The organism is Opitutaceae bacterium TAV5 (assembly GCA_000242935.3).
Taxonomy (GTDB): domain Bacteria; phylum Verrucomicrobiota; class Verrucomicrobiia; order Opitutales; family Opitutaceae; genus Geminisphaera.
This window is the reverse complement of the sequence record CP007053.1, coordinates 7213343-7228377: the sequence shown is the minus strand read 5'-3', so window position 1 is coordinate 7228377 and position 15035 is coordinate 7213343. Positions and strand designations below refer to the sequence as shown.

At 67.1% G+C, this 15035-nt stretch carries 8 protein-coding genes; 3 read left to right on the top strand and 5 right to left on the bottom strand.

Annotated features, from left to right (window positions below):
- Positions 1-7: 7 nt before the first annotated feature.
- The 3 genes from OPIT5_30490 to OPIT5_30480 all read right to left on the bottom strand — a co-directional run bounded on the left by OPIT5_30490 (position 8) and on the right by OPIT5_30480 (position 3269).
- Positions 8-895 (bottom strand): LysR family transcriptional regulator, encoded by an 888-nt coding sequence (locus OPIT5_30490; protein AHF93854.1) that lies wholly within the window; start codon positions 893-895, stop codon positions 8-10.
- Positions 892-1956, bottom strand: coding sequence for an endonuclease (locus OPIT5_30485; GenBank protein ID AHF93853.1), 1065 nt, complete (start codon positions 1954-1956; stop codon positions 892-894). The genes OPIT5_30490 and OPIT5_30485 overlap by 4 nt, the downstream gene beginning before the upstream one ends.
- A gap of 68 nt (positions 1957-2024) precedes the next feature.
- Positions 2025-3269, bottom strand: coding sequence for a peptidase M48 (locus tag OPIT5_30480; GenBank protein ID AHF93852.1), 1245 nt, complete (start codon positions 3267-3269; stop codon positions 2025-2027).
- Positions 3270-3462: 193 nt separating this feature from the next.
- On the opposite strand from OPIT5_30480, the gene OPIT5_30475 reads away from it, so the two are divergent.
- Positions 3463-6585 (top strand): helicase, encoded by a 3123-nt coding sequence (locus OPIT5_30475; protein ID AHF93851.1) that lies wholly within the window; start codon positions 3463-3465, stop codon positions 6583-6585.
- Positions 6586-6607: 22 nt separating this feature from the next.
- Here the strand turns inward: OPIT5_30475 and OPIT5_30470 are convergent, their stop codons facing one another.
- Positions 6608-7027, bottom strand: a complete 420-nt coding sequence (locus OPIT5_30470; protein ID AHF93850.1) for a hypothetical protein — start codon at positions 7025-7027, stop codon at positions 6608-6610.
- 261 nt (positions 7028-7288) lie between these two features.
- Between OPIT5_30470 and OPIT5_30465 the strand changes: the two genes are divergently transcribed.
- On the top strand, positions 7289-8950 hold the full coding sequence (locus OPIT5_30465; protein ID AHF93849.1) for a sodium:proton antiporter: 1662 nt from the start codon (positions 7289-7291) through the stop codon (positions 8948-8950).
- A 359-nt stretch (positions 8951-9309) separates the two neighbouring features.
- On the opposite strand, the gene OPIT5_30460 is transcribed toward OPIT5_30465, so the two are convergent.
- A complete protein-coding gene (locus OPIT5_30460) occupies positions 9310-11517 on the bottom strand; it encodes a hypothetical protein (GenBank protein ID AHF93848.1) in 2208 nt (735 codons plus the stop codon).
- Positions 11518-11733: 216 nt separating this feature from the next.
- Here OPIT5_30460 and OPIT5_30455 point away from each other — a divergent pair, with 216 nt between their 5' ends.
- Positions 11734-14769, top strand: coding sequence for a hypothetical protein (locus OPIT5_30455; protein AHF93847.1), 3036 nt, complete (start codon positions 11734-11736; stop codon positions 14767-14769).
- The last annotated feature ends 266 nt before the right edge of the window (positions 14770-15035 follow it).

Genomic DNA, 15035 nt, shown 5'->3' with positions numbered 1-15035 from the left:
ATTGGCGTCATGCCGGCCAGTCTTCCCTGACGTAGCGGCGGACTTCGGCGAGCAGGTCGTTGACGATGGGTTCGGGCTCACCGCGCCAGAGGGCGGCGATTTCCAGCGGCTCGATTTTCGGGACGGGGATGGCGCGGATGGCGCGGTTTTTCAGGTTTTCGGGCGTGCCCACGCTCACGCCGATGCCGTGGCCGGCGACCACGTAGCGCGTCACCAGATCGAGCGAACCGGCTTCGATGGAAACCGGCCAGTCGACGCCGAGCCGCTTGAGGTTTTTGGCAAAAATGCGGCTGACGATCTCGGCGGCGGGCAGGCTGATGAGCGGCTCGGCAATCGCTTCGCCGGGCCACCAGCCGGGCGCGGCGGTTTTTTGGTTTTGTGAAAAGTCGCGCGGCACGAGCAGGACGATCGGGAGGCGCAGGAGCTTTTCGCAGCGGAAGCGGGGAGGTGGTTTGTTTTCGAGCGGGACGAAGGCGAGATCGATCTCGCGCGCCTGCAACCACGCTTCCATTTCGGGCTGGAAGCCGGAGCGGAGAGTGAGCCGGAGTCCGGGCGTGCGTTTGCGGAGCGGCGCGATGACGGCCGGCAGGTGATCGCGCAGGGCGAGTTCGGCGGCGGCGATGCGGAGCTGCGGGACGTTGTCGGTGCGCAGGCGCGCGGCCACGGCGTCGAGGTTGCCGAAAAACGGCTGGGCAAAGGCGAATAACTCTTCACCGGCGGGCGTGAGGCGGAACGGGATGCGGTCGAAAAGGCGCGTGCCGAGATCCTGTTCGAGTTGCAGGAGCTGGCTGCTGACGGCGGGTTGCTGGATGCCCCAGGGCATGCGGCGGACGGCGCGGCTGATGCCGCCGTGGAGAGCGACGTGGTAAAAGAGTTCGAGGTGATGGACGTTCATGTTTTCGGGGAGGCGGACTTTTGCGGCGCGGCGGGCGGGAAACGGAAGGTGGCGGCGACGGGCCGGTGATCGCTGGCGCGGAGCACTTCGGGCGAATCGACAATCCAGGCGCGGACGACGTGAGGCAACAGGGCGGGGGAGGCGAGAAGGTTGTCCACGCGCGACCAGGTTTCGCCGCGGGCGTAAAAATGTGTCCAGGTCAGACCCTGGCGGTCGGCGGCGCGAAGCGGAGCGGAGATCGGGGTGTTGCCGCGCCGGAGCAGGGCGCGGACGGGGCGGCTGTCGATCAGGTCGTTGAAGTCGCCGGCGATGAGGAAGCGGGCGCCGGAAGCCGAGGGCGTCGGGAAGCGGCGGAGTATCCGGTTTCTGATGACGTCGGCCTCGCGGGCGCGCCACGTGGCGCTGGAGGGATCGTCGTCGAAGGTGGTGAGGCGGCTTTTCAGGTGGAGAACAAAAATCGTGAGCGGGACAGGTGACGCCACGGCGGATGGAGCGGGGGCGGAGGCGAGAGGCGCGGGAACGTCGAGCGTGACTTCGAGGAGACCGCGGGCCACGTTCATACGGCCGCCCCGGTAGGCGAACGTCATGTCGGTGTGCTCGCGGATGTCGCGCAGCGGGAGGCGGGAAAGCACGGCGACGCAGCGAACCTTGTCGGCGCCGGCGAGGACCTGGCGGTAAGGATACTCGGAACCTTCGCCGGCGAGGTCGCGGCGCAGCTCTTCGAGCCAGGGAGCGCCGCCGATTTCCTGGAGCGCGAGGACGTCGGCATCGAGCGTGCGGATGACGGCGCGGAGGGCGGTCTTTTCGGATTCGGGTTTCGGGTAGTCGGGGCGAAATTCGCCGTCGATGCGGCGGTCGATGGCGTTGTAGTTGCGGATATTCCAGGTGGCGACGGTGAGTTCGTACGGGCTGCCGGCGGGCGCGGCGCGGAGAGGAAGGGAGAACGCGAGGGTGAGGAGGAAAAGGAGGAGAAGGTGGCGGCAGAGGAAAGCGGGGAGAGGCCGTGTGCGGGCGACGTCGGCGGGCGGGACGCCCGCGGCACGCGGAGAGGCAACGCTCACGGGCAAGGATGCCCGTGCCACGTCGGATGTGGGCGGGACGCCCGCGCCACTTCGGCCGCTGCCTGTTTTCACGGTTTCGGATTCCCGGCTTCCAGCGCGGCTTCCCGTTCGGCAAGCGTGGGGTGCGAGTAATAAAACGCGCTGAAGAGCGGATGCGGCGTGAGATTGGAGAGGTTTTTGCCGGAGAGTTTGCGCAGCGCGGCGACGAGCGGGGCGGGGCCGCCCATCGCCTTGCGGGCGAAGGCATCGGCCTCGTATTCGTGTTTGCGCGAGAAATAGCCGCCAAGCGGCGTCAGCCAGAACGTCGCCAGTCCGCTGAGCAGGCCGAAGAGCAGGAAGGCGGGCGCGAGCGCGCCGGCGGGGAGTCCGAAGCCGGGGTTGAACCACGCGCTGCCGGCGAGCCACGCGATGAGCGCGAAACCGCCGAACACGGTCGCGGCGGACACGGCGAGCATTTTCGGGATGTGCCCGCAGCGGTAGTGCCCGACTTCGTGCGCGAGCACCGCTTCGAGTTCCTCCGGCGTGAGCTGTTCGATCAATGTATCGAAAAGAACGATACGCCGGAAGCGTCCGAAGCCGGTGAAGTACGCGTTGGAGTGCCCGGAGCGTTTGCTGCCGTCGATGACCTCGATGGTCGAGGCGCGGAAGCCGGTGCGTTCGGCCAGCGACAGGAGGCGGGTGCGCAGTTCGCCGTCGGGCAGCGGCGTGAGTTTGTTGAAGAGCGGAAGGATCAGTCGCGGATAAAGCACCATCATCAGCAACTGGAATCCGAAAAAGAGGGCGAAGCCCCACACCCACCACGCGCCGCCCGCCACACGGACGAGCGAGAGGAGCGCCCAGAGCAGCGGGAAGCCGATGACGAGGGCGAGGACGAGGCCCTTGAGCTTGTCGGTGATCCAGAGCGCGGGCGTGGACTTGTTGAAGCCGAAACGCGCTTCGAGGCGGAACTGTTCCCACCAGTCGAGCGGCAGGCCGGGCAGCCCGAGGAGCAGGCCGGTGATGAGGATGAAAAGCGCGTCGTCCCAGGCGCCGTCGGGAGACCAGGCGGAGATGTGGGCAAACAGCCACGGGAGCAGGCCGCTGGTGAGGACGGCGGCGAGGATGACGGCATCGAAAACCAGCTCGACGACACCGAGGCGATTTTTCGCCAGCGTGTAGGCGACGGATTTTTTATACGTTTCGGGATCGACGACGGCGGCGACGGCGGGCGGAGCCTCGCGGGCATGGCGGCGGACTTCGGCGCGGTTGAGCGTGGAAAGCACGAGCTGCGCGACGAGCCGGACGGCAATCAAGAGGAGGACGACGGACAACACGGAAGAATAAATCATTGCCTGACAGGAGAGGGGAGCGGAGCGAAAGCGGGAAGCTGAAAAACGGGCCGGAGCGCGGAAGGGAGTCCGGTTCGGGGGGGGAGGGAGCTTTCCTTCATATTGAAACTTGCCGGCTCCCGCGCTCTTCCGGCCTCATGGGAGGATGTCGGAAAACATCGTCGAACAGGTTGGCCGCATCGGCCAGCGTTGCATGAGCGAACGCGAACCCGAGCTCGGGCTCGGGATTGTCGTGAGCGTGGATCGCGCGCAGTCGCGCATCGGGATCGGGTTTCCCGCCACCGGTGAACGCCGCCTTTACGCGCTCGGCACACCCGTGCTCCGGCGTGTGCAGTTCCGGGCCGGCGACACGATCACCACGCGCGACGGCGCGCAGATGGTGGTCGCTTCGGTCGAGGCCGGGGAAGACGGCGGCGCGGCGACAGGGCAGGGGAGCTCCGCCGTCACCGCCAGCGCCGTCGGCGACGCGACGGGGGCGGGCGTGCTGGTTTATGTGGGCAAGGACGGACGCCGCGTGCGCGAGGATGCGCTTTCCGATATCATCGGTGTGACGTCGCCCTCCGAGCGCCTGCTGGCCGGCCAGACCGACGCCGGCGAGGTGTTCGACCTGCGTTTCCGCGCGTTGCAGGCGCAGCATCGCTTCCGGCAGTCGGAGGTGCGCGGCTTTCTTGGCGGGCGGCTCGAACTCATCCCGCACCAGATGTACATCCTCCACGAAGTCGCCTCGCGGCAGATTCCCCGCGTGCTGCTGGCCGACGAGGTGGGGCTGGGCAAGACCATCGAGGCGTGCCTCATCCTGCAACGTCTGCTCGCCACCGGACGCGCGGGCCGCGTGCTCATCCTCGTGCCCGAATCGCTCACGCACCAGTGGTTCGTCGAGCTGCTGCGCCGTTTCAATCTCTGGTTCAGCATCTACGACGAAGCGCGCTGTCTTGCCTGCGAGCAGAGCGACCCGGAGCAAAATCCTTTCAACGCCAGCCAGCTTGCCTTGTGCAGTCTCGATTTTCTCGCCGACGCCGCCAACGAACGCCGCCGTGACCAGGCCGTGGCCGCCGGCTGGGATATCGTGGTCGTGGACGAGGCGCATCACCTCGAATGGTCGCCCGCCGCCGCGATCCCGGCCAGCCCGGGCTACGCCCTCGTCGAGCAACTGGCGCAGCGCGCGCCCGGCCTGCTCCTCCTCACGGCCACGCCCACGCAGCTCGGCGTCGCCGGTCATTTTGCGCGGCTGCGCCTGCTCGATCCGCACCGCTATGCCGATTACGAACGGTTTTTGCAGGAATCGGAAACCTTCGGCGCGGTCGCCGGCATCGCCGGCAAAATCATCGACGGGAAACCGCTGACGGCAAAAGACCACGCCGCGCTCAAAAAAATCTTCACCCGCGATCTGCAAAAACTCGGCGCGCACCTCGACGCGCTGGCCGCGGGCAAGCCCGGCGCGCGCGAGGCGCTCCTCAAAAACCTCCTCGACCAGCACGGCACCGGCCGCGTGATGTTCCGCAACACCCGCGCCGCGATGAGCGGTTTCCCGAAACGCAGGTTTTGCCCCGCGCCGCTGGAGGCGACAGCGGTGGCTCCCGGTGCGGGGGATGAGGAGGAGGATGGGAGATATGGGAGAGATGGGAGGGATGGGACTTATGAGACGGAGGGGATGGGGGGAGACGCGCTCTCATGCCCCGAGTCTCCCGGCGGCTCTGCGCCCGGCGCGTCCGGGACTTCCCGTCTCTCTCATAAGTCTCATTCCTCCCATATCTCCCATCCCTCTCCACTCGCCCGGATTGCCCGCGAAATCCTCGCCGAGGAAACCGGCGCCGATGCCGGCATCCGTTATTCGTTTCGCGGCGACCCGCGTATCGACTGGCTGGCGGCGTTCCTCAAAAAGCACCGTCCGGCAAAAGTGCTCCTCATCTGCAAATCCCGGCGCAAGGCCGTCGCCATCGATGCCGCCCTCCAGGAAAAGGCCGCCATCAAGACCGGCCTCTTTCACGAGGAACTGCCGCTCGTCCAGCGCGACCGCAACGCCGCCTGGTTTGCCGAGCCCGACGGCGCGCAACTGCTCATCTGTTCCGAGATCGGCAGCGAAGGGCGCAATTTCCAGTTCGCCCACCATCTCGTTCTTTTCGACCTCCCGCTCAATCCCGGCCTGCTCGAGCAGCGCATCGGCCGTCTCGACCGCATCGGCCAGACGCAGACCATCCGCATCCACGTGCCGTACGTCGCCGGCAGCGCCGAAGAGTGCGTGGTCGAGTGGTATCACCGCGGCCTCGACGCCTTCGAGACCTCGCTCCATGGCGGGGACGAATACCGGCAGCGTTTCCGCGACCGCCTGCTCGCGCTCGTGCAGGCCCACGGTCGCGCGGGACACACGACCGGCCGCGCCGCGCTCGAAACCCTCGTCGCCGAAACCGCCGGCTTCCGCAAGACACTCTCGCAAAAACTGAAACAAGGCCGCGACCGCCTGCTCGAGATCAACTCCTTCGACGCCGGTGTCGCCGCCCGCGTCATCGAACGTATCCGGGAGGAAGATACCGATCCGTTCCTGCGCCGTTTCCTGCTCGCGCTGCTCGATCACTTCGGCGTGCGCGTGAAGGAGGACGAGAGCGGCGACGTGTTTCTCGATCCGGCGCATGCGTACGTCGAGGCCTTCCCGTCGATCCCGCGCGATGGCATGCTCGCCACCTTCAGCCGCGAACGCGCCATCGCCCGCGAGGATATCCGCTTCCTCTCGGCCGATCATCCGCTGGTGCAGGATGCCATCGATCTGCTCACCCGCTCCCCGGCCGGCAGCGCGAGCTTCGGTATCATCCGGTCGGATACGCCCAATTTGCTGCTGGAGGCGGTTTTTGTCCTGGAGGCCGTGGCCGATTCGCGCTGGCAGGTGGACCGGTTCCTCGCGCCGACGCCGGTTCGCGTGCTCGTCGACGTCCGCGGCCGCGACCTGACCGGCGAGCGCGATGCCGCGACCATCGCCGGCGAAATCACGGACGGCACGATCCAGCGTTTTCTCGAACGCCCCGGCTTCAACGCCACGCTTCTCCGCAACCTGGTCTCCGCCGCCACGGCGCGCGCCGAGGCGCGTATCCTCGACCTGAAGGCCGCCGCCGCCGCCCGGGCCGAGACGACGCTCGCCGCCGGCCGGCAGCGCCTCCTCGATCTGCAAAAACTCAACGACAACGTGCGCCCTGAAGAGATCGCGCTCGCCACCGAACAGATCGCGAACACCCGCGCGGCCATCGATCAGGCGCGGCTGCGCCTCGATGCCATCCGCCTGATCGTGGAAGCGCCGGGAGGGATGACGTGAGCCCGTATTGCTCCGGAGCACCTCACTCGCCGAGTGTCGTGATGACCAGCGAGCGGTTGTGGGGCTTGCGGCGGTGTTCCCACAGATAGATGCTTTGCCAGTCGCCGAGGAGCAGTTTGCCGTCCTTGACCGGAATCGTCACGCTGGTGTGGGTGAGCACCGTCTTGATGTGGCTGGGCATGTCGTCCGGGCCTTCGACCGTGTGCGTAAAGTGCGGATCGCCTTCCGGCACGAGCCGGTTGAACCACCCCTCGAGATCGAGGCGCGCGGCGGGATCGACATTTTCGGTGATGATCAGGCTGCAACTCGTGTGCTGGCAATAAACCGATACGAGCCCCTGCCGGAGATCGCTGCGCTGCACCTCGGCCGTGACGAGTTCGGTGATCGGATGAAGACCATGCCAGCGGGTAGGCACGGTGACGGGCTGATGGTGGATTTTCATGAGAGGCTGGCGGGTTGATGTGAGCAGTTCACGGACCGGGACGATGGATCGTCCACGCCCATAGCCTGCACCGGCTGGCAGGAATTCGCAAAAAAACAATTCGCCCGGGCTCTCGCCATGTCTCTCCCTTCCTGCTGCTTTCATTCATTTGCGCGGGCTGCGGGCCGGAGTGACGGTGACGGACAGAGAAGGCCGGAATTTTTTTGCCGGTTCGTGAATTGATGTGGAAAAATCCGGCCGGAAGCGCGGAATCCGGTTCCGATGGAAACCGTTTTTCTGGTTCTGCTGTTTCTGTTCATGGTGGGGATTTCAAACGTGCTCGTGCGTTTCGTCCCCCTGCCGTTGCCGCTTGTGCAAGTCGGTGTGGGGGCGGGGCTGGCCGCCCTGCCGCACTACGGGATCCATGTCTCGCTCGACCCCGAGCTGTTTCTGCTGCTCTTCATCCCGCCGCTGCTGTTTTCCGACGGATGGCGCATCCCCAAGCGCGAGCTTTTCCGCGAGCGCAACGGTGTGCTCATGCTGGCGTTCGGTCTGGTGTTTTTCACCGTCGTCGGCGCCGGGTATTTTATCAACTGGCTGATCCCGGTGATCTCGTTGCCCGCGGCCTTCGCGCTGGCCGCGGTGCTTTCGCCCACGGACGCGGTGGCGGTGTCGGCCATCACCGGCCGGGTGCGCGTGCCGCAGCGGCTCATGCACATCCTCCAGGGCGAGTCGCTGCTCAACGACGCTTCCGGCCTGGTCGCCTTCAAGTTTGCGCTGGCGGCGGCGCTCACCGGCACGTTTTCACTGAAAGCGGCCGCCACGAGTTTCGTCTTCATCGCCGCGGGCGGACTGCTCGTCGGCGTTGTTCTCGCCTTCGCGGTGGGCTGGGGACGTCACCGCATCGCCCGCTGGCGTGGCGAATCGGCCGGCACGCACATCATCCTGACCCTGCTCCTGCCGTTTGCGGCCTACGTGCTCGCGGAGCATCTCGGCTGGTCGGGCATCCTCGCCGCCGTCGCCGCCGGCATCACGATGAACTACACGACCTTCACGCGCGACAGTTCGCTGGAAACGCGTATCCAGAGCGCCGCCATCTGGGGCATGCTGGAAATGTCGTTCAACGGCATCATCTTTCTGCTTCTCGGGCTGCAACTGCCCGGCATCCTCGACAAGGCGCCGCAAGATGCGATCGAGGCCGGGGTGCGTTCGCCGTGGGTGTTGCTCTGGTACGTGCTGGCGATCGGCGCGGCGCTTCTCGTCCTGCGATTCCTGTGGGTGTGGTGTTCGCTCAAGCTGACGTTGCTCCGCGCCGCGCTGAAACGGCGAAAGCTGCCGCCCTCCATGGGCTGGCGGCTGATCGCGGCGACCTCGCTTGCCGGTGTGCGCGGGGCCGTGACGCTCGCCGGCGTGCTTTCGCTTCCGCTGCTCATGCCGGACGGCCTTCCTTTCCCCGCGCGCAACCTCATGCTTTTTCTGGCGACCGGCGTGATCCTCATGTCGCTGCTCGGGGCCAGTTTCGGGCTCCCCTTTCTGCTCAAGAATCTGCAAATGCCGCCCATGAGCGCCGCGGCGATCGAGGAACGCATGGCGCGCCGCCTGGCGATCGAGGCGGCGATCGGGGAAATCGAACGCGAAAAAGAAAAAATCTCTCCCGAACAGATACCCGACGCTTCCCTGCGGGCGGATCTCTGCGAGCGGGTCATCGCGTCTCTCCGGCAAAAGCTCTCCATCCTCGATGATGACCAGGGCGCGAGTGAACCGGCCCGGCACGCTTTCGGGATCGAGAAGCAGTTGCGTCTGTCAGCCGTGCGCGCGGAGAGGGCCAGGCTCAACAACCTTTATCAGGCCCGCCAGATCAACGACCAGACGCTCGATGCTCTCGTCAAGGATGCTGACATGCGGGAGGCCGCGCTGTCGGGCACCAACATCGGCCATTTCTAGCCCGCCTGTTTCATCCTGAAAACCGCAGCAGAGGGAACCGCTAAAGGACGCTAACGGACGCTAAAGAAAGACATGGTCAGACAGGAGAACCCGGCGATGCCTTCACCCGGCAGGTGGAATGTCCCGGCCTCCTGATTCCTTCATCAACCGGCTCTCCTTTAGCGGCTTTTAGCGTCCTTTAGCGGTTTCAACTTCTGAATCCAGGTTCATACGCAGGAGCGCCTGCCTCGTCTCCGGCCGGGACTCCTTTCGGCGTGGTTTCCCGGAACGTGTCCCTCCCCGGCCGGACAAAAAAAGACCCGCCGGCAAGGGCGGGTCTGTGAAGGGAGCGACGGTTGCGGCGTGAAACCGGCGGCCGGTTACGATCCGGACGCAGGTTTGTCGGCTTCTCCGGCTTCCGGATCCGCTTCGGCAGTGGCGGTGTCGGCCGCAGGCGTGTCGGCCGCCGCCGCCGGCTCCGCGGTTTCGGCCGGCGTTTCCGGCGGGGGAGACGCTTCGGGCTGCTCCGCGGATTCCGGTGTGGATTCCGCTTCCGGCGCGGCAGCGGTGGCAGCAGCCGGTGATTCTTCCCGGGTTGCGGAAGCGGGTGCGGGCGGCGGGGTCTGGGCCGGAGCTTCCGGGAAGTTTTCCGGATCGTGCTCGCCGCCTTCGATCTCCTTCTTGCGCGCCTCGACCATCGGGGGGGGCGCGAACAGGCGTCCGTCGCGGAACTCCGTGACGTAGCCTTCGCCGACCAGCCAGCGCAGGTCCATCTGCATGCGGTTGATCCTTGCCTGATCCTCCGGCGGGAGCGCGGGGGCCGCGGGTTCCGGCGGCGCGCCTTCCGCCGGAGCGGAAGCGGTTGCCGGAGTGGCCTCGCCTTCGGCGCCGGCAGCAGCGGCGGGCGCGGCTTCGGAGGCCGGAGCGGGGGCGGGCAGATGGATGCCGAGGAATTTTTTGGGAAGGTCCGACTGGCGGATCATCGGATGCTCCTCGATGTAGCGGATGAGGCCGTCGATCGAATCGGCAAAGGTCTGGCCGGGGACGCGGAATTTCCGCTTCACGGCGCACACGTAGCTGATGCCCTTGGAGCCTTTTTTGAAGATCGTGAATCCTTCACGACGGAGGCGGCCGCGGAGGGCATTGGCGGTATCGAGCGGGAAACGGCGCTGTTTTTCCAGATACCCTTCGAGCGCGCGGCGGATTTCACCCTGCGGCAGTGTTTCGAGCAGGCGACCCGGGAAACGGAGCTGGCCGGTGGTGCGGAGAACCTTCTCGCGGGCGTGGGTGAGCAGGTACTGGCGGGCCTCTTCGAGCGAATCGAAGGAGGGTGCCTCGGGCGTCGGCGCGGCCGCGGCCTCGACAGGGGCTTCGGCTTCCGGAGCAGGCGCGGGAGAAGCGACGTCGTCCGTCGCCGCGGCAACTTCCGCGGGCGCTTCGGTTGCCGGAGGATTGGCGGGCGTGTCGTCTGCCGTCGGGGCAGCGGCCGGTTGCGGGTCGGAGGAGGCCGCTTCGCCGGCGGGTTCAGCAGGCGCCGCCCCGGGCGCGGCGTGCTTGCCGGTGAGCTTCCAGGTGTAGCGTGTGACCTTTTTCATCAGGTCGAGCCACTGGTTGATGAGCTCGGGATCGCGCACCGTTTCGATTTTCGCGCGCCAGGCTTCCAGCGGCATGCGGATATGGGCCGCGTGGTGTTTTTGTACGATCTGGTTGTACCGATGGTAATTGGGAGGCGCGAGGAGCGTGCCGGTCAGCGGGCAGCGGTTGATGACCTGGAAACTGCCCTTGGGCGGATCGATCTCGACTTCGCTCGTTTCGAAGAAGCGGTCGAGGTGATGGGTGAGCACATGCTGGATGGCGTCTTCCTCGTTGTCGAAGGGCAGCCCGTCGGGCACGGAGATGTAAAAGGGCGCGGGCTTCACGGGCGGCACGCTGGTCCCTTCGGCGGAGGCCGGGGCGGGGGAGGGAGCCTTGCGCTGGACGACGGCGATGAAGCGGTCGTTCTTTTCGACGACGACGCGGGCGATGTCGAAGAGTTCATAGGTGCGGCAGGAGGCGCGCACGGCCTTGGCGAGCGCACTGAATCCGCCGTCTTCGGTATAGAGCGTGATGTCGAAATACGGGCTGATGTACGGGCCGCGGTCCTGGATCGGGAAGGGGCTGCCGCCGCCTTCGCGGCGATGACCGCCACCCCGGAAATCGCGACGCTGGCCGCCGTAACCCTGGCCTTGGGCCGGACCCTGGCCGGGGCCGCGTCCGCCACCGGGCTGGCCGTCGCGGCGAGGCTCGCGAAATTCGCGGCGCGGATGCGGCGGGCGATCGCCCCCGGGGGCGGATTCGCCGGGAGCGGCGTCGCCGCCGGGCTTGCGGAAACCGCGCCGGTCACGACGCGGATCTGCCGGGCCTCCGCCGCCATCGCGACGCGGACGGTCGTCACGGCGTTGATGATCACGATGTCCGCTGCCGCCGCCGGCGCCGCCGCGGTTGCCCGCGTCTTGCGTCCATTGCGTGCCAAAGCTGAAGCCCTGGAGTTGCGACAAATCGATCTTGTTGAGGCCCTCGGCGGGTTTCTCGGTTGGTTTCTCGTCCATGCTGTATGCGAGCGGGGCAGTTCCCGCGGGTTGTGTGGCTGGATTCTTCTTGATGAAAGCTGCAGGAATTGAAGCGTGTGCCAGCTTCGCGCCCGCCACGGGGCTGGCAAGCTGTTTCCTGCAAGGGAACGTCGATGCGGACGCGGAGGGAGAACTTTATTTGGTGGAACCAGGCGGAACATGATGTCGTCGTATGATGATTCCTTATTTTGTCATATGACCCGTCGCCGTAAACTTGTCCTGTTCCTCCTCCTGCCGCCGGTGCTCGTCGCGCTGGTGATTGCCCTCGCGTTCGTCCCGGCGGTGCAGACCGCCGTCGCCCGCCGGGTGCTGGCCTCGCAACCGGGCATGACGGCCTCCGTCGAGCGCGTGGCGGCGGGGCTCTCGGGCGTGCGTGTCACCGGGTTGCGGATCGAGCAGCCGGGCATTTTGCTCGATGTGCCTTCCGTCGAGCTCGACGTGCCGCTGATCGATGCGGCGCGTTCGCGGGTGGACGTGCGCCGGCTGGTGGCCAACGGCTGGAGCGCCACCCTCACGCCGGCGGCGCTGGTCGCGGCCGGCGCGGAGAAAGGCGCCACCGGCAAGGAGCCGGCGGCTCCGGAGCCGTTCGACGGCCTGTTCGCCCTGCTTGGGCTGCCCGTCGACCTGTCGGTGGGAACGATCGAGAGTTCGGGGCGCGTGACGGTGATCACCACGCCGGGGGCGGCAACAAAACCGCTGGTCGCCGACATCTCGCTCGGGGGAGGCAATTTTTCGGCGGGGCAGACGGGGAAGCTGACCGTGGGAGTGACGGCCGAGGGCGTCGATGTGCCGGGTGGCGCCGGCGCGGAAAAGATTTCTCTCGAAGGCGTGCTCGAGGCGCACATGCCGACGTCGCGGAGTTTCGATTCGCTGTCGCTCCACCTCGCCGCGCGCGCCGGCCAGGAATCGGCGACGGTCAAGGTCGCGGCGCTGGCCGCCGCCGCCGGCAAGCCGGAAGCGTATTCGCTTTCGCTGCAAACCCGCGACACCACCCGCGCGCTCGTCGAGGCGCGGCGGGACCCGGCGGCGCAGGCGGTCGAAGGCAGCTGGCAACTCGATCTCGGCGACGCCGATCTCGCGCCTTACGCGGCGGGCATCGTGCTCCCGAAGTTCGCGGCGGCCGGCAGTGGCTCCTTCAGCTATGGCTTCGCCTCCGGCAATGCGACCGGATCGGGCCGCCTCCAGGTGCAGGGCAACCTGGCCGACTTCGTGCCGGAGATGCCGCGCACCGAAGTCGTGGTGGCGACGGAGTTCGACGCCGCCCTGACGGGGGACACCGCGCGCATCGAAAAATTTTCCGCCACCGTTTCCACCGGGCAGCCGCTGGTGACGGTGCGCGCGGAGCAGCCTTTCGCCGTCGATCTCGCCACGGGCGTCGTGACCGCAGGCGACACCTCCGCGGATCTCGTCCGTGTCGCCCTGGACGGCGTGCCGCTGGCGATGGCCGAGCCCTTCCTCACCGGCTCCGGGATTCGCGTGCAGGGGGAACCGGTGCGCGGCGCATGGGTGGCGCGGCTGCAAGGCGACACGGCCCGCATCACCACCATCGAACCGCTGACCGTCAACCTCACGGAGGTGACGCAGGATGGCCGCGCGATTGCGGCCCGCCTTGCCTTGTCGGTGGACGATCTCGCTGCCACATACGCTGCCAGCGGCTGGAGCGCCTCGATCGGCAAGATCACGCTGCGAGCGGCCGGAGCCGATGCCGTGCAGCTCACGGCCAGCGCGCGGCAGACCATCGACCCGGCGGCGGCGGCGCGGGCCGCGGGCGCCACCGCGGCCGGAGCCCCGGTCACTTTCGAGGCGAACGGCACCGTGCAGCCCGCCGCGCTCGCCTCGCAGCCGCTGCTCGCCGCGCTCGAAGGCGTGACGGCGGGCAAGGCCACGTTCAGCGCGCGGGGCACGCTGTCTGCCGTCGGCGATCTCGCGGCCAGGGCGACACTCGCACTTGACGGCCTGCGCACGCGCGCCGCTCCCGCGACGTTGCCTGCGCTCACGCTCGACGCCGACGTCAGCCGCACGGCGGCGGGTACGCTCACGGTTTCCGCTCCGGTCACGCTCCGCAACGCCGCCGCCGGCAACCGCGCCTCCGATCTCACGCTCAAGGCCACGCTCACGCCCGCTCCCGCGGGCAACGCGCTCGATGCCCGCGCGCAGATCACGAGCAACCTGTTCTATATCGAGGACGCGCAGGCGTTCGCCGCCCTGGTGCCGGCGGACAATTCCGCCACCGCTCCGTCCGCCTCGCCGACGTCTCCCGCCTCGCCTCCGCCGCCGGCAACGACAACACCCGCCGCCGGTCCGCTCTGGGCCGGCCTCACCGGCGAAGTGACGCTCGCGCTCAAGCGCGTGGTGTACTCCGGTGAACTGGAAATCGCCGATGTCGGCGGCGCGATCCGCATCACGCCCGAGGCCCTGAAGCTCGAGGCGATCAAGGCGATCTTCGGCGCGGACAGCGACCTCAAGCTCAACGGCGCCCTGACCTTCGATGCGAAAAAGCGCGACGCCTACGCGCTCGCCGCCGACCTTGCGGTCAACAACTTCGCCACCGCGCCCTGGTTGCGCGCGTTCAATCCCGGCCAGCCCGCGGTGCTCGAAACCCGGCTCAACGTCGCGAGCAAGCTGACCGGCGCCGCGCCCACGCCGGCCGGACTGGTGGACGACGTGCGCGGCGACTTCAGCATCGCCAGCGCGGGCGGCGGCATCTGCCGCGCGCTGTCGGGCGATCTCGCCGAACAGGTCAACAAAACGGGCAACCTCGCCTCCACCGCGGTGAGCATCCTTTCCGGCGTGCTCGGCAGCAAGGGAGGCAAGGCCGCCAAGGCGGCCGAAACGGCGCAGGAAGTGGTCTCCGCGCTCCGGCAGATTGCCTCCTCCTTCGAGGAAATCAAATTCGACCGGCTCAGCCTGGTGGCGAGCCGGGATGACAACCTGAATGCGGTGCTCAAGGATCTCACGCTGGTGTCGCCGGAGCTGCGGTTGACCGGCGGAGGCCAGCTCACCTTTGCGGAAGGCGTGCCGCTGGTGCGCCAGGCGCTGAACCTCAACGTCAACCTCGCCGGCAAGGGCAAACTCGCCACCTGGCTGGAAGCAGCCCACCTGCTCGGCGGCGAGGCCGATGCGGATGGCTATGCGCCGTTTTTCACGCCGGTGGTGCTCGGCGGTTCCCTGGAAAAAGTGGACACGAGCGCGCTGACCAAGGCCATCATCGGCAAGGCGATCGGGTTCTGACCTCGCCGACAGCTTGCCATGCCGCCGCTCCTTCCGGTGCGGGCACGAAAAAGGCCAGGATTTCTCCTGGCCTTTCCCTCAACCCTTTGCCTGATCGACTTTTTTATGTGTCCTCGCGTCCCTCACGTTCGGACACAGCCAATCAAGCGGGTTGAGAAACCTGATACCTGGTTTTTCGCGCCGCACAAATCGCGGGAGCATTTTCTTTGAAATTTTTTTCGGGACGGGTCGTCCGGACAAAACCGGAAAAAACGCAAATCCATGAT

Bases quoted from the DNA above. Each gene is read 5' to 3' on its own strand.
- OPIT5_30490 (AHF93854.1), bottom strand. From the start codon at position 895: ATGAACGTCCATCACCTCGAACTCTTTTACCACGTCGCTCTCCACGGC.
- OPIT5_30470 (AHF93850.1), bottom strand. From the start codon at position 7,027: ATGAAAATCCACCATCAGCCCGTCACCGTGCCTACCCGCTGGCATGGT.
- OPIT5_30465 (AHF93849.1), top strand. From the start codon at position 7,289: ATGGAAACCGTTTTTCTGGTTCTGCTGTTTCTGTTCATGGTGGGGATT.
- OPIT5_30460 (AHF93848.1), bottom strand. From the start codon at position 11,517: ATGGACGAGAAACCAACCGAGAAACCCGCCGAGGGCCTCAACAAGATC.
- OPIT5_30455 (AHF93847.1), top strand. From the start codon at position 11,734: ATGACCCGTCGCCGTAAACTTGTCCTGTTCCTCCTCCTGCCGCCGGTG.